The organism is Streptacidiphilus alkalitolerans (assembly GCF_042511045.1).
In the GTDB taxonomy this organism is placed as follows: domain Bacteria; phylum Actinomycetota; class Actinomycetes; order Streptomycetales; family Streptomycetaceae; genus Streptacidiphilus; species Streptacidiphilus alkalitolerans.
On the sequence record NZ_JBHEZX010000010.1, the window covers coordinates 177,156 to 197,805 of the forward strand.

Below are 20,650 nucleotides of genomic sequence, written 5' to 3' on the forward strand. Positions count from 1 at the left end.
CGTTATTCTTTCCGCAACCCGGGCTTTACGGCACGGGCATCAAGACCGAGGAGCCCACTGTGGCTGAGCTGCACGTCGAGCTGGTCGCGGCCGACCGCAAGGTCTGGTCGGGCGAGGCCACGATCGTCCTTGCCCGTACCAAGTCCGGTGACATCGGCATCCAGGCCGGGCACACGCCCGTGCTCGGGGTGCTGGAGTCCGACCCGGTGACCATCCGCCAGGCGGACGGCACCACGGTGATCGCCGCGGTGCACGGCGGCTTCCTGTCCTTCGCGGACAACAAGCTGTCGCTGCTGGCGGAGGTCGCCGAACTCGCCGACGAGATCGACGTCGAGCGGGCCGAGCGGGCTCTGAACGCGGCCAAGGCCGATGCCGAGGCGGGCGCCGCGCGCCGGGCCTCGGTGCGGCTCCAGGCGGCTGCGTCCCGCTAGGCGCAAGCCTTCCGGGGTCGCCGTCGGCCGACCCGCACGACCGGTCCCGGGGCACGCGAGTGGCCCGGGACCGGTGTATTCGCAAGCGCTGGATCGCACGGGAGAACGAGAGTTACCCCCGGGGCGCGACGGCCGTTGAAAAGGCACATGGGCCGACGGGCGAGGGAGGTGGCAGCGCGTGGAACTCGCGGTGGTGATCGTCGTTGCGGTGCTGCTGGCCGCCCTGTGCGGGCTCGGCGCCTTCGCGGTGCGCCGACGGCTGATCCAGCGGGCCGGCGGCACCTTCGACTGCTCGGCCCGGCTCCGGATCCCAGTGCCGGTCGTCCCGGTCGGCGACCCGCCGCCGGTGGACCCGGACGCCCCGCTGCCCTCCGGCTCCGCGCCCGCCCCGGCCTCGGCCGACAACGGCGGCCAGGGCTGGGTGTTCGGCATCGGCCGCTACAACCACGACTCGGTGGAGTGGTTCCGGGTCTTCAGCTACGCCCCCCGGCCGCGCAAGGTGCTCAAGCGCTCCCGGATCGAGGTACTGCACCGGCGCACCCCGCAGGGGCAGGAGGAGCTGGCGCTGCTCTCCAACGCGGTCGTGCTGACCTGTCTGCACGCCGGCGAGCCGGTGGAGCTGGCGATGAGCGAGGACGCCCTGACCGGCTTCCTGGCCTGGCTCGAGGCCGCCCCGCCCGGACAGCGGGTCAACGTCGCCTGAGAGGGCCTAGGCTCGGCCGTATGGTCAACCTCACGCGCATCTACACCCGGACCGGCGACGACGGCACCACCGCTCTCGGCGACATGAGCCGGACCCGGAAGACCGACCCGCGGCTCGCCGCCTACGCGGACAGCAACGAGGCCAACGCGGCGATCGGTGTGGCCATCGCCTGCGGCGGGCTCACCGACGAACTGGCCACCGTGCTGACCCGGATCCAGAACGACCTCTTCGACGTGGGCGCCGACCTGGCCACCCCGGTGGTGCCGGAGCCGGAGTACCCCCCGCTGCGGGTGCTGCAGTCCTACGTGGACCGTCTTGAGCAGGACTGCGACCGCTTCCTCGAGGACCTGGAGAAGCTCCGCAGCTTCATCCTCCCCGGCGGCACCCCCGGCGCCGCCTACCTGCACGTGGCCTGCACTGTGGTCCGCCGGGCCGAGCGCAGCACCTGGGCGGCGATCGAGGCGCACGGGGACAGCGTCAACCCGCTCACCGCGACCTATCTCAACCGGCTCTCCGACCTGCTCTTCATCCTGGCCAGGACGGCCAACAAGGAGGTCGGCGACGTGCTGTGGGTGCCGGGGGAGAACCGCTGAGGCAGCGTCACCCGTACGATGCCAAGAATGACGGAACGGTTGCGGGTGGTGGGCGGCGCGAGGCTCGCGGGGCGGGTGCGCGTGCCGGGCGCGAAGAACAGCGCGTTGAAGCTGATGGCGGCCTCGCTGCTGGCCGAGGGGCGGACCCGGCTGGGGAACCTGCCGCGGATCCTCGACGTGGAGATCATGGCGGAGCTGCTGCGGCGGATGGGCTGCACGGTGACGCTGGAGTGGTCCGCCCTGCCGGGGCACCACAGCGGCACGGCGGTCATCGACGTCCCGGCCGAGCCGGGGCACGAGGCCGACTACGACCTGGTGCGGATGATGCGGGCCTCCATCGCGGTGCTGGGCCCGCTGCTGGCCCGCTGCGGGCAGGTGCGGGTGGCCCGTCCGGGCGGGGACGCGATCGGCTCGCGCGGCCTGGACATGCACATCGACGGGCTGACCAAGCTGGGCGCGGTGATCACCAATGAGCACGGCTTCCTGGTCGCCTCGGCGCCCGGCGGGCTGGTCGGGACCTCGGTGGAGCTGGACTTCCCCAGCGTCGGCGCGACCGAGAACATCCTGATGGCGGCGGTGCTGGCGGAGGGCGCCACGGTGATCGACAACGCCGCCCGGGAGCCGGAGATCGTCGACCTGTGCCTGATGCTGGAGGCGATGGGCGCGAAGATCGGCGGGGCCGGCAGCTCCACCATCGAGGTGCAGGGCGTGCCGAAGCTGTCGCCGGTGGCCTACGAGACGGTCCCGGACCGGATCGTGGCCGGGACCTTCGCGGTGGCGGCGGCGATGACCCAGGGGGACATCACCGTCGAGCACGCCAGGGCCGAGCACCTGCGGATCGCCCTGGACAAGATCACCGCCTGCGGGGCCGAGGTCAGCCTGGTCCCGGACGGCTTCCGGGTGGTGATGGACCGCCGGCCGAAGGCGGTGGACGTGGTGACCCTGCCCTACCCGGGCTTCGCCACCGACCTGCAGCCGCAGTTCGCCGCGCTGAACGCGGTCGCCGAGGGCGTCTCGATGATCACCGAGAACATCTTCGAGGCCCGCTTCGTCTTCCTGCAGGAGCTGGCCCGGCTCGGCGGCCAGGTCCGCACGGACGGGCACCACGCGGTGCTGCGGGGGGTTCCCCGGCTCTCCGGCGCCCCCGTCCGGGCGACCGACGTACGGGCCGGGATGGGCCTGGTGCTGGCCGGCCTGGTGGCCGAGGGCGTGACCCTGGTCTCCGAGATCCACCACATCGACCGCGGCTACGCCGGCCTGGTGGAGCAGCTGAACGCGCTGGGCGCGGAGGTCGGCCGGGAGCCCGACCCGGACGTCGTGCTGCTGCCCTAGGGTCCGGCCGCCGCCCTACGGCGGCCGGTGCGGCCCGGCCCGGTCAGGGCGCCGCGCCGGTGTCGCGCAGCAGTCTGCGGGCGCTGGGGGCGGCGTCCGGCCAGACCATCAGCCGCCGGCCCTGGGTGGTGTCGACCAGGGTCCAGCGGATCCCGGCCGCGTCCAGCCGTGCGGTCAGCCGCCCGGTCTCGGCGTCGTCGGCCGGTGCGGCGACGGCGACCAGCAGCCCGTACTCGTCCGGCGCACCCCGCCGGGGCGTACGCGGGACCAGCGAGCGCCCCTTGCGCGGGCTCCAGGTCCAGCGCAGCAGCAGCACCAGGATGCCCAGGACCGCGAAGGGGAGGGCCAGTTGGATGACCGGATAGATTCTGCCCACGATGCTGCCCCTTTGTTCTCCCCAGCATTATCGAGCGTGAGCTTCGCCACTGGAAGACGGCTTCCCGTCGCCCTGGAGGCACCTGCGACGTTAGATTCTCAAACAGGACAGCGCCGTCCCTCCACACAGATGCAAGGGGTACCACCGTGGCCAAGCAGATCGCCGTCGTCGGAGCCGGCCTGATGGGCTCCGGTATCGCCCAGGTCTCCGCGCAGGCGGGGTACCAGGTGGTGCTGCGCGATGTGACGGACGCTGCGCTGGAGCGCGGGCTCGCCGGGATCCGCTCCTCCTACGAGCGCTTCACCGCCAAGGGGAAGCTCACCGCCGCGGAGGCCGAGGCCGCGCTGGCCCGGATCACCACCAGCACCGACCTGGACGCGGTGGCCGACGCCGACCTGGTGGTGGAGGCGGTGTTCGAGCAACTGGAGGTCAAGCAGGAGCTGTTCCGGGCGCTGGACCGGATCGTCCGCCCGGGCGCGGTGCTGGCGACCAACACCTCGGCCATCCCGATCACCAGGATCGCCGCGGTGACGGAGCGTCCGGAGTCCGTGGTGGGGGTGCACTTCTTCTCGCCGGTGCCGATGATGCAGCTCTGCGAGCTGGTGCGCGGCTACAAGACCAGTGACGAGACCCTGGCCGCCGCGCGGGAGTTCGCCGAGGGCGTCGGCAAGACCTGTGTGGTGGTGAACCGCGACGTCGCCGGCTTCGTCACCACCCGGCTGATCTCGGCGCTGGTGGTGGAGGCGGTGAAGCTCTACGAGTCCGGCGTGGCCTCGGCGGAGGACATCGACACCGCCTGCCGGCTCGGCTTCGGCCACGCGATGGGCCCGCTCGCCACCGCCGACCTGACCGGGGTGGACATCCTGCTGCACGCCGCCAGGAACATCTACGACGAGACCCAGGACGAGAAGTTCGCGCCGCCGGAGATCATGGCGCGCATGGTCACCGCGGGGGACCTCGGCCGCAAGAGCGGTCAGGGTTTCTACAGTTACGAAAAATAGTGCGAACCGAGAAGGAAAATGCTCACCCGAAGGGGTGAATTCACCTCGGATGTCGCCGTGGCCAGCAACCCGGACACCTGCTTCCGCGTCAGATGAGAGAAGCATCGGTTCAACAGCTATTCCATTGGGAGCGCGCATGCGGATCAGGGGTGACCAGACCCAGCTCGCCATCGAGGGACGCCTCGATGTGCGCACCGCGGCCGATGCCCGCTCCGTCCTGCACCGGGCCGTCGACTACGGGGACGGCGACCTGGTGCTCGACCTGTCGCTGCTGGACTCCTGGGACGCCACCGGCCTCGGTGTGATCATGGGCACCCACCGCCGGGCCGGGCGCGGCGGCCGGCGGCTGGTGCTGCGCGGCGTCCCGGCCCAGCTGCAGCGGCTGCTGGTGGCGACCCGGCTGCACCGCATCCTCGCAATCGAGGGCTATGTCCCCGAAGCGGCGGTTTCCGCGCCTTCGTAAGATGACTTTCCCATAACGGTATGGCCGCCCCCTCTCGCCTCGGACCACCGCGTGCGGAAGAGTATGCAAAGCTCCGGGGGCGAAAGAGGATAATGAATCTACCCACTCTGGGCGAAGGTGACGGGGACGGCTCGGCCGACCGCCCCTCGTACAACACCGAGTCGCCTGCACCCACTCGAATATCCCCGTCCGATTCCACCGTGAACCTGCCGGTGCTCCCGCGCGGCACGGCGTCGACCGAACTCGTCAGAGTGGCGCCCGCACCCGTGGAGCTCCCGCAGGTCGAGACCGCCGCGGACGGCAGCGCCCGTACCGGGACCGTGTTCACCGGGGAACTCCAGCTCGCGGTCAACGCCCCCGACGGCAGTACCGCGGCCGACTGCCCGCCCGGACTCCGTCCCCAGGTCACCGCCGTGCCCGCGGACCCGACCGTCCGGCCCCGGGTCGCCAGCGGCCTGCTGGAGCGGGACGCGCTCTGCGAGCGGCTGCGCGGACTGCTGCTGCAGGGGCGCTCGGTCCGGCTGATCGGCCCGCAGGGCTCCGGCCGCTCGGCCATCCTGGACGCCGTCGCCACCGCCTGCTCCGGGCTCGCCCCGGCCGGGGTGGTCCGGCTCACCGGCTACGCCCGTACCTCCGGCGACCTGCTGCAGGACCTGTTCAGCGCCACCCACCAGGCGCCCGGCTACCGCCCGGGCCGGGTGCAGCTGCCCGAGCTGCTGCGCGAGCTCTGCGCCATCGTCGTCATCGACGACGTGGAGTTCAGCGGCGAGACGCTGGAGGAACTGCTCGCGGTCGCCCCGGAGAGCTCCTTCCTGATCACCTCCACCACCGCGACCGCCACGCCGCTGAGCGCCAACTCGAAGGTCGGCGCCCGGCTGGAGGACACCCGGCTGCCCGGGCTCTCCCGGCAGTCCTCGCTGGCCCTGCTGGCCCGCCTGGCCGGGCGCTCGCTGGACGAGACCGAGCGGGCCTGGGCGGTGGACCTCTGGTTCGAGTCCGAGGGCCTGCCGCTGCGCTTCGTCCAGGCCGCCGCGCTGCTGCGGCACCGCGAGTCGGCGATCGAGGCCATGGCGGCGGGAGTGCCCGGCCCGGAGTGGGCCGGGCCCGCGGCGATCGAGGCCGCGCCGTTCCAGCCGACCGTCCCCCGGGGCGACCTGTCACCGGCCCGGCAGCAGCCCACCCCGGGCGGCTTCGAGGCCTATCTGAGCCAGCACGGCAGGGACGACGAGGCGCCGCTGGTCGACCCGGTGCCGCTGCCCTCGGTGGCCGAGAGCGCGGCCCCCGCGGTCCGGATCTCCCGCGGCCTCAGCCAGGGCGCACGGCGCACCCTGGGCCTCGCCACCGCCCTCGGCGGCGAGATCCCGAGCGCCCCGCACCTGCCCGCGCTGATCGACGTCGGCCACGGCGAGGAAGCGCTGGAGGAACTGGTCGCGGCCGGTCTGGCCACCCCGGTCGGCACCCGGCACCACCGCCTGGTCGGCGGAGTCGCGCAACTGCTCGCCGACGAGTGGCCCGGCGCCGACAGCGCCCACAACGCGGCCCAGCACTTCGCCTGGTGGACCGGCCACGCCTCGGTGACGGAGGAGCAGATCGCGGCCGAGGCCGAGGTCCTGCTCGCGGTGATGCACGCGGACCGCGAGCACGGCCGGCACCACCAGGTGGTGCTGCTGGCCCGCGCCTGCGCCCCCGCCTTCGCGCTGGGGCTGCGCTGGGGCGCCTGGGAGCGGTCGCTGCGGTTCGGCCTTGAGTCCGCGCGGGCGACCGCCGCCGTGGCCGAGGAGGCCTGGTTCCACCACGAGTTGGGTGTGCTCGCGCTCTGCGTGGGCGCGCACGACCGCTCCCGCGCCGAACTGGAGGCCTCGGTCGCGCTGCGCGGCGCGCTCGGCGACAGCCGCGGCACCGCGAGCGGGCGCCGGGCGCTGCGGCAGCTGGACCACGTCGGCACGCTGCTCCCCGGGCGCACCGTGGTCCTGGCCGGGCGGAACGGCCCCGGCATCGGCGGGCTGCGCCGGGTGTTGCCCTTCCGCCGGACCGACGAGCCGGGGGCGACCCGGCGTCAGATCGTGCTCGCGGTGGTCGGTGTGGTGCTGATGGGAGTGCTCGGCGCGGCGGTCGCGCTGGGCGTGGGCGCGTTCGGCAAGGTCGGCGCCGGCACCGGGATGACCGTGGCGCCCGCGGTGGGCGACACCGGTGCGGCCGACCCCGGCAGCAGCAGCGACCCGGTGCCCACGGCCACGGACAGCGGGGCGGCGGCCCCGGCCGGCAGCCCGTCCTCGACGGCGAGCCCGTCCGGCCCCGGCGGCGGTTCGGCCGATCCGGGCGGACAGCAGTCCGACCCCGGAGGGCAGGGCACCGGGCCGACCAGCCCGAGCCTCAGCCCCAGCGCGACGATCACTATGCCGCCGACCCACGGCGGGACGCCGAGCAAGACGCCCAAGCCGACCCACACGAATTCGACCCCGCCGCCGACCAGTGTGTCGCCGACGCCGACCGATACGCCGACTCCGACGCCCTCGGACAGCAGCAGCAGCGGCCCGGTCACCGGCTCGGCCTCGGCGCCGCTGCCGTCGCAGTCGGGATCCCCGGTGTCCCCGATCGTCTGATCGGGGACACCGGGGATCCGGTGCCGCTCAGAACAGTTTGAGCTTGTCGTCCTCGATCCCGCGCAGCCCGTCGTAGTCGAGCACGACGCAGCTGATGCCGCGGTCCAGGGCCAGTACCCGTGCCTGCGGCTTGATCTGCTGCGCCGCGAAGACCCCCTTCACCGGGGCCAGCAGCGAGTCGCGGTTCAGCAGTTCGAGGTAGCGGGTGAGCTGCTCCACCCCGTCGATGTCGCCGCGGCGCTTGATCTCCACCGCGACGGTGGTGCCGGAGTCGTCCCGGCAGAGGATGTCCACCGGGCCGATCGCGGTGGGGTACTCCCGCCGGATAAGGGTCCAGCCGGCGCCGAGCACCTCCATCCGGTCGGCGAGCAGCTCCTGGAGGTGCGCTTCCACGCCATCTTTGATCAGTCCGGGATCGATCCCGAGTTCGTGCGAGGAGTCGAGCATGACCTCCTCCAGGGTGATGATGAGCTTCTCTCCGGCCTTGTTCTCGACCGTCCACTGCCCGTCGCCCTCCTTGAGGGTGCAGGGCGGAGACATCCAGTTGAGAGGCTTGTAGGCGCGGTCATCGGAGTGAATGGCGACGGAACCGTCGGATTTCACCAGGATGAGCCGCGGGGCGGACGGCAGGTGGGCGGTGAGCCGGCCTGCGTAGTCGACTGAGCAGCGGGCAATTACGAGACGCACGGCCGACCACGCTAGCCCACGAGGGCCATTCGGAGCGATTCGGAAGAGGAACGCGCTGCCAGGGGTCCGATTGGGTAGAGGGAGCGTTTGCTTGGTGAAAGGGTCGCGGAGCGCAGGCCGCCACCTGCCGTGATGGCTTGTTCCGTACACGGCATTCTGGTGCTCCTGTGTCTACTGGCCTACGGTGAGTCACGAGGTGTTGCGGAGGGGGGTTCCGGATGCAAATGACCGGTTCCTCCCGGGTCGATCGACCTGATCTGGGTCGTATCGAGGCGGAATGTATGGTTCCGCCCCAACTAGGCATATTCCCTGGGACGCTGTTCCCTACGCGTGCCCCCGACAGGGAGCGATGCAGCACCCTTCGCACAGAGCAGCACCACCTCAGTGGGCCGCCCGGCCCGCGAGGCATGCGAGAGGAGAACCCATGTCGCTCGACGTCTCACCGGCCCTGCTCGAAAAGGCCGAGCGAGGCGAGGTCGACGAGAGGGAATTCGTCGACTGCGTCCGTAGTTCACTGCCCTATGCCTGGGCCCTGATCAGCTCGTTGGTCGCCCAGCAGAAGGTCGACGGCAGCGAGTTCGCCGACAACCAGGTACCGCCTCCCTCGGAGCAGGCCCGTGGCCAGTTGCTCCGCGCGATGGCGAGTGATGCGATCCGGGGATCGTTGGAGCGGCACTTCGGTGTCCGCCTGGCGTTCCAGAACTGCCACCGGGTGGCGGTGTTCCCGCCCGGCCCCGGTTCCGAGGCCAGGTATGCGCTGTTCACCTCGGTCCGGGCCCAACTCCTGAATCAGTCCGAGGAACTGAGGGACTGCTGAGGTACTGCGTACACCCGCCGACGGTCCCCCCTGCGTCGGCGGGGCAGCGCGGTTCAGGCCAGCAGCGGCAGCACCTCGGCCCCCAGCCGCTGCACATTGCGCAGGGTCGACTCCCGGTCGCCGGAGCCCTCCACCAGCAGCGCGAAGCGCCGCACCCCGGTCCGCTCGGCCGTCGCCGCGATCCGGTCGGCGCAGAGCCTGGGCGTACCGACCGCGTGCAGGTCGCAGAGCAGCTCGGTGTACTCGTGCGGATCCCGCATCCGGCGCTCCCTGCCGTCCACCGTGCGGTGCGCGGACAGGCCGTAGTTGAACCAGCCCGGCATGGACTTCAGCAGCACCCGGCGGGCCTCGGCGGCGCTGTCCTCGATCTGGGCCAGGCCCGCGGCCACGTGCTCCGCCTCGATCCGGTCGATCTGCTCCGGCGTACGTCCGGCCTCGCGCGCCGCCGTGCGGTAGAGGGCGACCATGGCCGCCTTGTCCTCGTCGCCCGAGTGCATCCCCAGCAGCATCGGCACCCCGCGCTCGGCGGCCAGCCGGACGCTGTTCGGCGAGGTGCAGGCGACCACCACCGGCGGCCCCCCGGTGCCGCCGGCGGCCCCGGCCCCGGCCCCGGTGCCCGACGAGTACTCAGGTCCCTTGCTGCCGCCGGGGGAAGGCAGTGGCAGCGGGTGCTCGGTGGCCCTGGGCACCACGGCGACCTCGGGGAAGCGGTAGCGGGGGCCGTCGGCGCCGACCCTGGACGAGCGCAGCCAGCGCAGCAGCAGGTCGAGCGCCTCGGGGAATCCGCTCTCGTAGGCCTCCACCCCGGTGCCGAACACGTCCAGGTCCACCCAGGGGCCGCCGCGGCCGACGCCGAGGGTGAACCGCCCGCCGGAGGTGAGGTGCAGCAGGGCGGCCTGCTCGCCCAGCGCCACCGGGTGCTGGGTCGGCAGCACGCTGACGGCGGTGCCGACCCCGATCCGGCTGGTCCGCCCGAGCAGCAGCGCGGCCAGGGTGGCGGCGGAGGGGCAGACGCCGTACGGGACGAAGTGGTGCTCGGCGAGCCAGACGCTGTCGAGGCCGGCCTGCTCGGCGGCCACCGCGGCGGACACGGCCCGGTCCAGCGCCTCCGCGTGGCCCTGGCCCGGGAACTGGGCGGAGAGCAGGAAGGCGCCGGTGCGGATCGGGCCGGGGCCGCCGCCGACCGCCGCCGGCGCGGGTCTGGTCGCCGTACCGGGCGCGGTGCGCTGCCGGGGCACCCGCAGGCTGCCGACGATGCCGCCACCGGGGCGGTTCCTTCTCGCTGCGATCCTCGTCCTGGCCGACATCGGAATCAACTCCTAGGTCCCGCGGGGGAACAGGTCCCGCATCTCCCTCTGGAGTAACTCATGTCATGTGCCGCTGGCACGCGAATTCGGCCCCGGCCGCCCGATTAGAGGGGGAATTGGGGTCACTCTCTGGAGATTCAAGGGATCTTGTGCTAAAGCGAGTTCGAGGCAGCTGAACCGTTATCCTGGTGTGTGTCCAGCATCCTCGTCCGCCCAGGGAGAACCGTGTCGCCGCGCCGCAGTCGCCCCCGGGGGAGTGCTCCGAATTCCTCGAACGCCGAGCCGGAACCGCGGGCGGGCGGCGGGCTGGGCTGGGGCGGCGAGCAGACCGAGAGCTACCGCGGCGAGGACTGGAAGGTCCGCCCGGTGGCCGGCGACAGCGGCAAGTTCTACCGCTGCCCCGGCTGCGACCAGGAGATCCCGCCCGGCGTCGGCCACCTGGTGGCCTGGCCGGTGGACGAGATGGGCGCGGTCGGCGGGGTGGACGACCGCCGGCACTGGCACCGGGCCTGCTGGAAGGCCCGTGAGCGGCGCGGCCGGACGATCCAGCGCGGACGCAACGCACCGCGCTACTGAGGCTGCTGAGCCCCCACCAGGGCGTCGCCCAGCGGCGTCCGCGAGTAGAGCACCGAGCGGCCCGAGCGGGCCCGGTGCAGCAGTCCGGCCCGGCGCAGCACCGCCAGGTGGTCGCCGACCGCGCCCACGGCCAGCCCCAGGCTCCCGGCCAGCTGGCTGGTGCTGGCGGGGCTCTCCAGCGCGGCCAGCAGCCGGGCCCTGGACGGTCCGAGCAGGTCCGCGAGGGAGTCCTCGGCGCCGGAGGACGGCGCCGCGGCCTCCCAGAGCGCGGAGATGCCCCGGGCCGGGTAGATGACGGTCCTGGGCCAGGGGTCCTCCTGGTGGGTGGCCACCCTGGGCCAGACGAAGACCGAGGGGATCAGCAGCAGCCCCTCGCCGCCGAGGCCGACCGTGTGCGTGCCGCTCAGCCGGCGCAGCACCTCGACCCCGCCGTCCCGCCAGCGCACCTGCGGGTGCAGCCCGTCCAGCGCGGCGGCCCAGCCCGACCGTCCGAGCAGCCCGGCCCGGTGCACGACGTCCCGCTCGCAGATGGCCCGCAGCTGCGGCCAGTCGCGGGCCAGCAGGGTGTGCCAGGCCAGGTCCAGGGCCTCGGCGACCCGGGCGACCACCTCCGGGCCCTGCAGTACCTCGAGCACCCGGGGATCGGTGACCGGCTGGGCCGCGAGCACCCGGGCGATCTCGCGCCGGGCCTGCGCCAACGGGGTGGCCCGGATCGCGGCCAGGTCGTCGGCCCAGCTCTGGGCCAGGCCGGCCGGCGGCTGGGCCACGAAGTCCGCGCCGAAGGCCGGGGTGTGCAGGGCCAGCGCGGCGTCCAGGTCGGTGCCGCGCCGCAACTCCTGGAACGCGGGCAGCAGCCGGTCCGCCCAGCCGGACGGGAGCTGACGCCGGGTCGGCCGCTCCAGCAGCCGCAGCGCGTTGCACAGCTCGAAGGCGGGGGACAGCGCGAAGCGGCTGTGCAGCAGGTCGTCGGTATTGACCTCGAAGCGCAGCATGCCCCGACCTTACGTCCTGGGACGAAACAGTGGTGCCCGCGGCGGCCCTCGGAGCAGAGTCCCGCCATGACCACCACGCTGGCGCTTCCGCCCCGCACCACCTACCGGGAGGTGCTCTCCGAGCCGCGCTTCCGGCTGCTGTTCCTGACCAGGACGCTGGGGATCGTCGCCGACTCGCTGCGGATCACCACCCTGTCCGTGCTGGTCTTCGCGACCACCGGATCGCCGCTGCTGAGCGCGCTGGCCTTCGGCGCCGGGTTCCTGCCGCAGCTGGCCGGCTCGCTGCTGCTGGGCGGGCTCGCCGACCGGATCCGCCCGCGCCGGCTGATCTCGGCCGGCTACGCGCTGTCCTGCGCGGTGGCGGTGCTGCTCGGACTGGCCCCGCTGCCGGTCCCGGCGGTGCTGCTGCTGGTCGCCGTGCTGGCGCTGCTGACCCCGGTGTTCTCCGGGGCCTCGGCCCGGCTGGTGGCCGAGGCGCTGACCGGCGACGCCTATGTGCTGGGCCGCTCGCTGTCCAACATGGCCTCGTCCGGGGCGCAGCTGGCAGGGCTGGCCGGGGGCGGGATCGCGGTCACCCTGCTCGGGCCGCGGCAGGCGCTGCTGGTCAGCGCCGCCGCCTATCTGATCGCCGCGGTGGCGGTACGGGCCCGGCTCGGCGACCTGCCGCTGCCGCCCACCGCCCCCGGCACGGCGCCGGCCAGGAGCTGGACCGTGCAGCGGGCGCTGCTCGGCGCGCCCCGGGTGCGCGGGCTGCTGCTGGCCCAGTGGCTGCCCTCGGCGTTCTCGGCCGGGGCCGAGGGCCTGGTGGTCGCCTACGCCGGGCGAAGCGGCTTTCCGGCCGGGACGGCGGGGCCGCTGCTGGCCTGCCTGCCGATCGGGATGCTGGTCGGGGACCTGGCGGTGGGCCGGTTCGTCCGGCCGGCGCTGCGGGAGCGGCTGGTGGTCCCGCTGGTGCTGCTGCTGGGCCTGCCGCTGCTGGCCTTCGCCGCCTCCCCTGCGCCGGTGCTCTGCGCGCTGCTGCTGGTGGTCTCCGGGGCGGGCTTCGCCTACGGACTTGGGCTGCAGCGGGGCTTTCTGGAGGCGCTGCCCGAGGACAGCAGGGGACAGGCCTTCGGCCTGCTCTCCTCGGGCAACATGACCTTCCAGGGCGTCTGCCCGCTGCTGTTCGGGCTGCTGGCCGAGGCGGTGCCGGTGGGGGTGGCGATGAGTGCCGCCGGCGTGGGCGTGCTGCTGACGGCCGGTTACCTGCGCGGGGTCATGCGTCCCGGCGCTTGAGCAGCGACCAGCCGCCGACCAGGCAGACCAGGGCCCAGGCCAGGCAGACGAAGAAGGCGGTCACCGGGCCGTAGGGGATGTCGGAGCTGCCGACCACGCTGACCATCTGCGAGCCCGCGCTGTCGGGGAAGTAGTGCGCGACCGACTTCACCTTGGGCACGGCCGACAGGATCGGCGAGATCAGGAAGAAGAACGGCATCAGCAGGCCCAGCGACAGCACCGGCTTGCGCAGCATGAAGCCGACGCCCAGCGAGAGCAGCGCGATGAAGGTCATGTAGAGGGCCAGGCCGAGTACCGCGCGCAGCACGTGCGGATCGCCCAGCGAGGTCCCGTGGTCGCCGAGCAGGGCCTGTCCGAGGAAGAAGGTGACGAAGCTGGTCACCAGGGAAACCGGCAGCGCCAGCGCCACCACCACCGCGGCCTTGGCCAGCAGCAGGGTCCCGCGCTGCGGCACGGCGGCCAGGGTGACCCGGATCATCCCGCTGCTGTACTCGTTGCCGACCACCAGGACCGCGAACACGATCAGCGCCAACTGGCCCAGCAGTATGCCGGAGAAGGCGGTGGAGACCGGGTCGAAGGTCAGCTTGTCCTTGTCCGACATGGTGTTCCACTGGCTGTTGGCGACCAGGCAGACCACCGCGCCGAGGCCGACCGTGACCACGAACGCGATCAGCAGGGTGACCACGGTGGACCTGACCGTCTTGATCTTCGTCCATTCGGAGAGCAGCACCGCTCCCGGGCTCGCCATCTCAGTGCTCCTTCTTCTGCTCGGCGCCGGTCCTGTACTCCACCGAGTCGGCCGTCATCTGCATGAACGCCTCTTCCAGCGAGGCCCGTTGCGGGCTCAGCTCGTGCAGCGCGATGCCGCGGTCCCGGGCCAGGTCGCCGACCGCGGCCGGATCGCCGTCCACGATCTCGAAGCCGCCGTCGGACAGCGGGGTGGAGCTGATCCCGGCCCCGGCCAGCGCGTCCAGCAGCGCCTCGGGCTGGGGCGTCCTGATCCGGACGAAGCTGTGCGAGTTCTGGCTGATGAAGTCGTTCATGGAGAGGTTGGCCAGCAGCCGGCCCCGGCCGATCACCACCAGGTGATGCGCCGTCAGCGCCATCTCGCTCATCAGGTGCGAGGAGACGAAGACCGTACGCCCCTCCTGGGCCAGCGACTTCATCAGAGTGCGGACCCAGAGGATGCCCTCCGGGTCCAGCCCGTTGACCGGCTCGTCGAACAGCATGATCCTCGGGTCGCCCAGCATCGCCGCGGCGATGCCCAGCCGCTGCCCCATACCCAGCGAGAAGCCGCCGGAGCGGCGCGAGGCCACCTCGCGCAGCCCGACCAGGTCCAGCACCTCGTTCACCCGGGACACCGGGATCCGGTTGCTCTGGGCCAGCCACAGCAGGTGGTTGCGGGCGGTCCGGCCCGGGTGCACGGCCTTGGCCTCCAGCAGTGCGCCGATGTACTTCAGCGGCTCGTTGAGCTGGCGGTACTGCTTGCCGTCGATGCTGACCGAACCGCTGGTGGGCCTGTCCAGGTCGAGCATCATCCGCATGGTGGTGGACTTGCCCGCGCCGTTGGGGCCGAGGAAGCCGGTGACCACGCCCTGCGGGACCTGGAAGCTGAGCCGGTCCACGGCGACGGTGTCGCCGTACCGCTTGGTCAGCTCATGGACCTCGATCATCGACGCTCCCGGGGGTCTGGCCTGGCGCTGGTCACTGTGCGTCAGACTAGGACAAACCGCCCGGTGTCGCCCTGTGGGTACGGCCGAGCGGCGCATACGCTGCACGCATGACCGATCGAATCTCCGTACGTGAGGCCGGATCCGGCACTCCGCTGGTCCTGCTGCACGCCTTCCCCCTGTCCGCCCGGATGTGGCAGTCCCAACTGGACGAGCTACCGGGCTCGGACGGCAGCGAGGCCCGGGTCCTCGCCGTCGACCTGCGCGGCTTCGGCGGTACGGAACTCGGCAGCGACGAACCCTCGCTCGACCTGCTCGCCGACGACGTGGCCCTGCTGCTGCGCCGGGCCGGGATCGAACGCGCGGTGGTCGGCGGGCTCTCCATGGGCGGCTACGTGGCCATGGCGCTGGCGCGCCGCCACCCGGAGCTGCTGGCCGGACTGCTGCTCGCCGACACCAAGGCCACCGCCGACACCGAGCAGGCCCGGGCCAACCGCGAGCGGATCGCGGCGGCGGTGCTGGCCGCGGACAGCGTGCGACTGCTGCTGGACGAGCAGGTCCCCGCGCCGCTGCTCGGCGCGACCACGGTGGCCGAGCGGCCCAAGCTGGTGGAGAAGCTGCGCAGGGCGGTCGAGCAGGCCACCCCGCAGGGCGTCGCCTGGGCCCAGCGGGCGATGGCCGCCCGCCCCGGATCGCTGGACGTGCTGGCCGGGCTCACCGTCCCGGCCCTGGTCGTGGTCGGCGAGGAGGACACGGTCACCCCGGTGGCCGACGCCGAGGCGATGGCGGCGGTGCTGCCCGACGCGGTGCTCACCGTCATCCCCGCGGTGGGCCACCTCTCGGCGCTGGAGGCGCCGGACACCTTCAACTGGGCGGTCAGGGGCCTGCTCGCCCGGGTGCGCTGAACGACGAAGGCTCCGGGCACCCCAGCGGGGCCCGGAGCCTTCGTCGATACGTCAGCGCGACTGCTGCGCGGGCACCCCGCGGGTCAGCGAGTCGTCGTCCGGCAGGGTCGCCGCGGCGACGGCCGCACCGGTGAGGGTGGCCAGCATCTCGCGGACATTGGTCAGCTGGGCGTTGATGCTGTCCCGACGGTTCGTCAGCGCGGCGAGCTCACGCTCGGACTCGCTGCGGATCCGGTCGGCCTTGGCGTTGGCGTCCGCGACGATGTCCTCGGACTGGCGCTGGGCCGTCTCGACCGTCTGACGGGCCCGGCGCTCGGCGTCGGTACGGAGCTTCTCCGCCTCCAGGCGAAGCTGCTCCGCGCGGTGCTCGATCTCCGCGAGGCGCTTCTCGGCCTTGGCCTGACGGGCAGCCAGATCCCGCTCGGACTGCTCCCGGCGCTTGGCCAGGTTGGTCTCGAAGTCGGCGGCGGCCTGCGCGGCCTTGGCGCGGGTCTCCTCGAAGAGGGCGTCCGCCTCCTCGCGCTTGTTCTGCGCGTCCTTGGTGGCCTCGGCGCGGAGCTGGGTCGAGTCGCTCTTCGCCTTGTCGACGATGCGCTGGCCCTCGTCCTCGGCCTTGGCCTTGCGGTCCTTGGCGTAGGTCTCGGCCTCGCTGCGGACCTGCTGCGCGGCTGCCTCGGCGAGCTCGCGGTGCTGCTCGGCGGCGCGACGGGCCTCCTCACGAAGGTCCTTCGCCTCCTCCTCGGCCAGCCGCAGGATCTTCTCGACCCGCGCGCCGAGCCCGGCGTACGAGGGCTCCGCGTCGGTGACCTGGGCCTGCGCGTTCTGGGTTTCGAGGTGCAGTTCCTCGATGCGCTTCTCGAGGGCGGTGATACGGGCGAGGGCGCTGTCCCGGTCTGCGACCAGCTTGCTGATGCGCTCGTCGACCTGAGCACGCTCGTACCCGCGGCGCACGGTGTCGAAGCCGTGCGGAGAGTGTGGATCGCTCATGGGGTGGAGTTCCTGTCGTATGCCCGGTGAGGTGTGGGGTGATTAGGCGAATCCTGGCACGGATTCGGAGTGTCATCTGTTGAAAGCGCGTGAAGAGTGGAGAATGTCCGCTCAATCGGGTGGTGTGGCGTCACCATGCTTGCCCCCCAAACGGGTTGCCCCCGCTCTGGGCGCCCCGGCGCCGACGCCCGCCGGGGCCGCGCCCCGGCCTCCGCCCGGCCGGCTTGCGGTACTGCCCCCGTTGCTGCCGTTCGTCTTGCCCGAGCCGGACGCCGGTGACGGAGCCTCGAAGGACTCCAGAGCCTGCAGCACATCCTGGACCCGGGCGATCTCGGTGTTGATGTCCTTCCTGCGGTTGACGAGTTCGTCGAGTTCACGACGCCCCTCGTCGGTGATCCGCTGGGCCTCCGTCAACGCCTCGTCGGTGAGCTGCTCCGCCTCCTCGCGGGCACGGGCCAGCTCGTCCTCGGCGGCCTTGGCGGCGGCCTTGCGGGTCTGCTCCGCGGCCTCGGCGGCGGCGGCGCGAAGCTGCTCCGCCTCCGCCCTGGCGGTGGCCAGGTGCTGATCGGCCTCCGCCTCGCGGGCCTCCGCCTTCGCGGTGGACCCGCTGAGTTTCTGATCCGCCTCCTTCAGCAGCCCCTCCGCCTTGCGGACGGCTGCCAGACGGACCTTGCTCGCCTCGGTGGAAGCCTCGGACTGCGTCTCCGCAGCCTCCCGCTCCGCCGCGGCGACAAGCTCTCCGGCCTTCTCCTCGGCCTCGGCGACGAGCCTCGCGGCCCGCTCCTGCGCCTCGGCCAGGGCCTGCGAGGCCTCCCGCTGGGACTCCTCGACCTGCTCGGTCGCGGCGGCCACCAGCTTGTCGACCCGCTCGCCGGCCGCCTTCATCGCCTCGGCGGACTCCTTGCGGGCCCGCTCGTGCAGCGCGGTGGTCTCGGCGTCGGTACGGTCCCGCAGCTCCTCGGCCCGCTCGCGGATGGCGGTGGCGTCCCTGCGGGCCTCCACCAGCATCACGTCCGCGTCCGCGCGGGAGCGCTCGACCAGCGCCGCGCCCTCCGCCGCGCCCTCGGCGGCCAGCCGCTCGGCCTCCTTGCGGGCGGCCGAGACCATCGCGTCGGCCTGCTCCTCGGCGGCGGCGGTGGTGGCCAGCGCGGCGGTCTCGGCGTCGCCGGTGACCGACTCGGCCAGGGCCTCGGCCTCGTCGACCACCCGGGCCGCCTCCGCCACCGCGGCCACCCGGACCGCCTCGGCCTCGGCCCGCAGCCCGGCGCCCTCGTCCCTGGCCCGGACCAGCTCGGCCTCGGCCTCGGCCCGGATCCGCGCGGCGTCGTCCTCGGCGCCCTGCCGCAGCTGCGCGGCCTCCCGCTCGGCGTCGGCCCGCAGCTGGGTGGTCTGGTTCTCGGCCGCCTCGTACATCCCGGCCACGGACTGGCGGACCTGCGCCGCGTCGTCCTCGGCGGTGGCCACGGCCAGCGCGGCGGCCTGCTCCGCCTCCTGCCGGAGCCGTTCGGCCTCGGTCTCGGCGGCGGCCAGCAGCTCCCCGCGCTCCCGGTCGCCGCGCTCCGCCTCCTGCTCGGCCCGGGTGAGCAGCTCGGCGGCCTGCTCGCGCAGCCGCCTGGCCTCGTCCCCGGCCGCCGACCGCACGCCCCCGGCGTCCGACTCGGCCTCGGCCCGCATCCGCTCGGCCTCGGCCCGCGCGGCGCCCAGCAGCTCGCCGCGGGCCTGCTCCGCCCGCGCGTTCTCCTCGGTCGCCTCGGCGATGACGCGCTCGGCCCGCTCGTCCGCGGCGACCCTGGCCGCCTCCGCGGCGGCCAGCGTCTCGGCGGCGTCACCGCGCAGCCGCTGCGCCTCGGCGAACTCCGCCTCGACCTTCGCCGCCGACTCCGTCCGCAGCGCGGCGACCTCGGCCGCCACCGACTCCCGCAGCTCCAGCGCGAAGGCCTCCGCCGCGGCCAGCGCCTCCGCCGCCGCGGCCTCGTCGGCCTCGGCGGTGGTGCGCCGGCGCTCCAGCTCCTCGCCGGCGTCCGCGTAGTCCTGCCGCGCCTGCTCCTGCAGCGCCGCCGCCGCGGCTGCGGCCTCCTCGGTGCGCTCCCCGGCCAGCTGCTCGGCCGCCCGCAGCACCTGGTCCCGCTCCTGCGCGGCGGCGGCCAGCAGCTCGCCGCGCTCCCGCTCGGCCGCGGCCCGCAGCGCCTCGGCCGCCTCGGCGGCCTGCTCCGCGCGCTCGGCGGCGGCCCGCTCGGCCGCCTCCACGATCTCCGCGCGCTCCTGCTCGGCCGCCGTCGCGGCCTCGTCCCTGGCCTGCTCCGCGCCCACGCGCAGCCGCTCGGCCTCGGCCCTGGCCCGGGCCAGCACCGCCTCCGCCCGGCTCTGCACCTCGGTGGCCTGCTCATTGGCCCGCTCGCGCAGCTTCGCCAGCTCGACCGCCGCGCCCCCGCGCAGCTCGTCCGCGTCGGCCTTCGCCCGGACCAGCAGCTCCTCCGCGGTCTTGGCGGCCTCCTCGATCTGCGTTATGGCCTGCCGGCGGGCCTCGCCGAGCCGCTCGTTGCGCTCGCGCTCGGCCTCCGCGCGCAGTTCCTCGGCCTCGGCCCGGAGCCGGGCCGCCTCGTCCTGGTGCGCCTGGATCTGGTCCAGCGCGCTGCCCTGCGCCTGCTCGACCCCGGCCCGGCTCTCCGCCCGCAGCCGCTCCACCTCGGCCCTGGCCTCGGCCCGGATCCGCTCGGCCTCCTCGGCCGCCGCCGCCCGGGTCTCCTCCGCCTCGCGGGTGGCCCGGCCCAGCACGTCCTCGGCCGTCCTGGCCGCCTTCGCCAGGTGCACCGTCGCCGTCGCGGCGCCCTCGGTACGCCCGGACTCCTCGGCCTCCCGCCGCAGCGTCTCGGCGGCCTCCTCGGCCTGCGCCCGCAGCTGCTCGGCCTCGGCCTGCGCCTGCTCGAGCAGCGCCAGCGCCTCCGCCCTGACCTGCTCGGCCTCCCTGGTCGCGGTGGCGACCATCCGGGCCACCTCGGACTTCGCCGTGGCCGTCCGCTGCTCCCCGGCCGCCTCGGCCTCGGCCCGCACCCGGGCGGCGGCCTGCTCGGCCTCCGCCCGCAGCGACTCCGCCTCCTGCCGCAGCCGCTCGACCTCGGCCTGCTGCTCCTCCGCGGCCCGGCGCAGCGCGTCCCGCTCCGCCTCGACCTGCTGCAGCTGCTCCCCGGCCTCGCTGTGCGCGGACAGCTTCACGCGCTCGGCCGACTCGGTCGCGTCATGGGCCTGCGCCGCCGCGGCGGTCAGCAGCCGCTCGGCCTCGGCCCTGGCCCGCTGCAGCACCTGGTCGGCCTCGGCCCTGGTGGACTGGACGTCCGCCGCGACCTGCGAAGTCGCCTGCTCGGACACCGCCATCGCCTCGGCCCTGGCCGAGGCCAGCAGCCGCTCCGCCTCGGCCCTGGACTCCTCCAGGACCCGCCTGGCCTGCTCCTCGGTACCCGCCCTGGTCTGCTCCGCCCAGGACACGTTCTCGTTCACATGCCGCTCGGCGCTGCGCCGCAGCTCGGCCAGCTCGTTCTCCAGCTGCCTGCGCCGGTTCTCGGCCTCCGCCTGCCATTCGGCCTGCACCCGGGCCGACCGGTCGGCGGCCTCCTGCATCACCCGCTGGGTGGCGTTCTGGGCCTCGATCCGCATCCGCTCGGCCTCGGCCCGCAGCTGCTCCGCCTGCATCTCCGCGGTCCGCAGGATCTGCTCGGCCTGCCCGGAGACGGAATCGAACGCGCGTGGCTGGGCGAGCTGCCGACGTGACTCGTGCAGCTTCGCCCGGAGAACCTCCACCTGGTAGGCGAGGTCCTCGGCGTGTGTGACGGCCTTCTCCCGCTCCGTTCGAAGCCGGTCCATCTCGGCCTCGAGCTTGGAGAGGTGATCGTCAGCCTCGTAGCCCCGCACTCCGCGGTCCCATCCGTCTCCTGGTC

Annotated in this window: 19 protein-coding genes; 11 read left to right on the forward strand and 8 right to left on the reverse strand. The window is 73.5% G+C overall.

Going from position 1 to position 20,650, the window contains the following annotated elements:
• Positions 1 to 59: 59 nt before the first annotated feature.
• The 4 genes from ACEZDG_RS23130 to murA all read left to right on the forward strand — a co-directional run bounded on the left by ACEZDG_RS23130 (position 60) and on the right by murA (position 3,059).
• Complete coding sequence (locus ACEZDG_RS23130; RefSeq protein ID WP_380512622.1) at positions 60 to 431, forward strand: F0F1 ATP synthase subunit epsilon; 372 nt, start codon at positions 60 to 62, stop codon at positions 429 to 431.
• Between the two features lie 178 nt (positions 432 to 609).
• Positions 610 to 1,134 carry a DUF2550 domain-containing protein gene (locus tag ACEZDG_RS23135; protein ID WP_380512624.1) on the forward strand — a complete coding sequence of 175 codons (525 nt, stop codon included), beginning with the start codon at positions 610 to 612 and terminating at the stop codon, positions 1,132 to 1,134.
• 20 nt (positions 1,135 to 1,154) lie between these two features.
• Complete coding sequence (locus ACEZDG_RS23140) at positions 1,155 to 1,727, forward strand: cob(I)yrinic acid a,c-diamide adenosyltransferase (protein WP_380512626.1); 573 nt, start codon at positions 1,155 to 1,157, stop codon at positions 1,725 to 1,727.
• A gap of 27 nt (positions 1,728 to 1,754) precedes the next feature.
• On the forward strand, positions 1,755 to 3,059 hold the full coding sequence (murA, locus tag ACEZDG_RS23145; RefSeq protein ID WP_380512628.1) for a UDP-N-acetylglucosamine 1-carboxyvinyltransferase: 1,305 nt from the start codon (positions 1,755 to 1,757) through the stop codon (positions 3,057 to 3,059).
• Between the two features lie 43 nt (positions 3,060 to 3,102).
• On the opposite strand, the gene ACEZDG_RS23150 is transcribed toward murA, so the two are convergent.
• Positions 3,103 to 3,435: a hypothetical protein gene (locus ACEZDG_RS23150; RefSeq protein ID WP_380512630.1), complete on the reverse strand. Its 333-nt coding sequence runs from the start codon at positions 3,433 to 3,435 to the stop codon at positions 3,103 to 3,105.
• Positions 3,436 to 3,581: 146 nt separating this feature from the next.
• Between ACEZDG_RS23150 and ACEZDG_RS23155 the strand changes: the two genes are divergently transcribed.
• From ACEZDG_RS23155 to ACEZDG_RS23165, 3 genes are all read left to right on the forward strand, one after another.
• Complete coding sequence (locus ACEZDG_RS23155) at positions 3,582 to 4,436, forward strand: 3-hydroxyacyl-CoA dehydrogenase family protein (RefSeq protein WP_380512631.1); 855 nt, start codon at positions 3,582 to 3,584, stop codon at positions 4,434 to 4,436.
• A 136-nt stretch (positions 4,437 to 4,572) separates the two neighbouring features.
• Entirely contained in the window at positions 4,573 to 4,899 is a 327-nt protein-coding gene (locus ACEZDG_RS23160) for an anti-sigma factor antagonist (protein ID WP_380512633.1), read from the forward strand.
• A gap of 92 nt (positions 4,900 to 4,991) precedes the next feature.
• Entirely contained in the window at positions 4,992 to 7,502 is a 2,511-nt protein-coding gene (locus ACEZDG_RS23165; protein ID WP_380512634.1) for an ATP-binding protein, read from the forward strand.
• Between the two features lie 27 nt (positions 7,503 to 7,529).
• Here the strand turns inward: ACEZDG_RS23165 and nucS are convergent, their stop codons facing one another.
• Entirely contained in the window at positions 7,530 to 8,189 is a 660-nt protein-coding gene (nucS, locus tag ACEZDG_RS23170) for an endonuclease NucS (RefSeq protein ID WP_380512636.1), read from the reverse strand.
• Between the two features lie 424 nt (positions 8,190 to 8,613).
• Between nucS and ACEZDG_RS23175 the strand changes: the two genes are divergently transcribed.
• On the forward strand, positions 8,614 to 9,006 hold the full coding sequence (locus ACEZDG_RS23175) for an SCO5389 family protein (protein WP_380512638.1): 393 nt from the start codon (positions 8,614 to 8,616) through the stop codon (positions 9,004 to 9,006).
• A 53-nt stretch (positions 9,007 to 9,059) separates the two neighbouring features.
• Here ACEZDG_RS23175 and ACEZDG_RS23180 read toward each other — a convergent pair whose 3' ends face one another.
• Positions 9,060 to 10,169 carry an LLM class flavin-dependent oxidoreductase gene (locus tag ACEZDG_RS23180; protein WP_380512845.1) on the reverse strand — a complete coding sequence of 370 codons (1,110 nt, stop codon included), beginning with the start codon at positions 10,167 to 10,169 and terminating at the stop codon, positions 9,060 to 9,062.
• Between the two features lie 369 nt (positions 10,170 to 10,538).
• On the opposite strand from ACEZDG_RS23180, the gene ACEZDG_RS23185 reads away from it, so the two are divergent.
• Positions 10,539 to 10,889 (forward strand): ATP/GTP-binding protein, encoded by a 351-nt coding sequence (locus ACEZDG_RS23185; protein ID WP_380512640.1) that lies wholly within the window; start codon positions 10,539 to 10,541, stop codon positions 10,887 to 10,889.
• On the opposite strand, the gene ACEZDG_RS23190 is transcribed toward ACEZDG_RS23185, so the two are convergent.
• A complete protein-coding gene (locus tag ACEZDG_RS23190) occupies positions 10,883 to 11,881 on the reverse strand; it encodes an ArsR/SmtB family transcription factor (protein WP_380512641.1) in 999 nt (332 codons plus the stop codon). The two genes, ACEZDG_RS23185 and ACEZDG_RS23190, sit on opposite strands and share 7 nt — an antisense overlap.
• A 66-nt stretch (positions 11,882 to 11,947) precedes the next feature.
• Between ACEZDG_RS23190 and ACEZDG_RS23195 the strand changes: the two genes are divergently transcribed.
• Complete coding sequence (locus ACEZDG_RS23195; protein WP_380512643.1) at positions 11,948 to 13,156, forward strand: MFS transporter; 1,209 nt, start codon at positions 11,948 to 11,950, stop codon at positions 13,154 to 13,156.
• Here the strand turns inward: ACEZDG_RS23195 and ACEZDG_RS23200 are convergent.
• Together ACEZDG_RS23200 and ACEZDG_RS23205 are read right to left on the reverse strand one after the other, a co-directional pair.
• Positions 13,137 to 13,904 (reverse strand): ABC transporter permease, encoded by a 768-nt coding sequence (locus ACEZDG_RS23200; protein WP_380512645.1) that lies wholly within the window; start codon positions 13,902 to 13,904, stop codon positions 13,137 to 13,139. The genes ACEZDG_RS23195 and ACEZDG_RS23200 overlap by 20 nt on opposite strands.
• Position 13,905: 1 nt before the next feature.
• Positions 13,906 to 14,829 carry an ABC transporter ATP-binding protein gene (locus ACEZDG_RS23205; RefSeq protein ID WP_380512647.1) on the reverse strand — a complete coding sequence of 308 codons (924 nt, stop codon included), beginning with the start codon at positions 14,827 to 14,829 and terminating at the stop codon, positions 13,906 to 13,908.
• 107 nt (positions 14,830 to 14,936) lie between these two features.
• Between ACEZDG_RS23205 and ACEZDG_RS23210 the strand changes: the two genes are divergently transcribed.
• Positions 14,937 to 15,731, forward strand: a complete 795-nt coding sequence (locus tag ACEZDG_RS23210; RefSeq protein WP_380512649.1) for an alpha/beta fold hydrolase — start codon at positions 14,937 to 14,939, stop codon at positions 15,729 to 15,731.
• Positions 15,732 to 15,782: 51 nt separating this feature from the next.
• Here ACEZDG_RS23210 and ACEZDG_RS23215 read toward each other — a convergent pair whose 3' ends face one another.
• Both ACEZDG_RS23215 and ACEZDG_RS23220 read right to left on the reverse strand, forming a co-directional pair.
• Positions 15,783 to 16,718, reverse strand: a complete 936-nt coding sequence (locus tag ACEZDG_RS23215; protein WP_380512650.1) for a cellulose-binding protein — start codon at positions 16,716 to 16,718, stop codon at positions 15,783 to 15,785.
• Positions 16,719 to 16,829: 111 nt separating this feature from the next.
• On the reverse strand, positions 16,830 to 20,624 hold the full coding sequence (locus ACEZDG_RS23220; RefSeq protein ID WP_380512652.1) for a hypothetical protein: 3,795 nt from the start codon (positions 20,622 to 20,624) through the stop codon (positions 16,830 to 16,832).
• Positions 20,625 to 20,650 lie beyond the last annotated feature (26 nt).

Bases quoted from the DNA above. Each gene is read 5' to 3' on its own strand.
- ACEZDG_RS23160 (WP_380512633.1), top strand. From the start codon at position 4,573: ATGCGGATCAGGGGTGACCAGACCCAGCTCGCCATCGAGGGACGCCTC.
- ACEZDG_RS23175 (WP_380512638.1), top strand. From the start codon at position 8,614: ATGTCGCTCGACGTCTCACCGGCCCTGCTCGAAAAGGCCGAGCGAGGC.
- ACEZDG_RS23200 (WP_380512645.1), bottom strand. From the start codon at position 13,904: ATGGCGAGCCCGGGAGCGGTGCTGCTCTCCGAATGGACGAAGATCAAG.
- ACEZDG_RS23140 (WP_380512626.1), top strand. From the start codon at position 1,155: ATGGTCAACCTCACGCGCATCTACACCCGGACCGGCGACGACGGCACC.
- ACEZDG_RS23215 (WP_380512650.1), bottom strand. From the start codon at position 16,718: ATGAGCGATCCACACTCTCCGCACGGCTTCGACACCGTGCGCCGCGGG.
- ACEZDG_RS23195 (WP_380512643.1), top strand. From the start codon at position 11,948: ATGACCACCACGCTGGCGCTTCCGCCCCGCACCACCTACCGGGAGGTG.
- ACEZDG_RS23190 (WP_380512641.1), bottom strand. From the start codon at position 11,881: ATGCTGCGCTTCGAGGTCAATACCGACGACCTGCTGCACAGCCGCTTC.
- ACEZDG_RS23210 (WP_380512649.1), top strand. From the start codon at position 14,937: ATGACCGATCGAATCTCCGTACGTGAGGCCGGATCCGGCACTCCGCTG.
- ACEZDG_RS23165 (WP_380512634.1), top strand. From the start codon at position 4,992: ATGAATCTACCCACTCTGGGCGAAGGTGACGGGGACGGCTCGGCCGAC.
- ACEZDG_RS23205 (WP_380512647.1), bottom strand. From the start codon at position 14,829: ATGATCGAGGTCCATGAGCTGACCAAGCGGTACGGCGACACCGTCGCC.
- murA (WP_380512628.1), top strand. From the start codon at position 1,755: ATGACGGAACGGTTGCGGGTGGTGGGCGGCGCGAGGCTCGCGGGGCGG.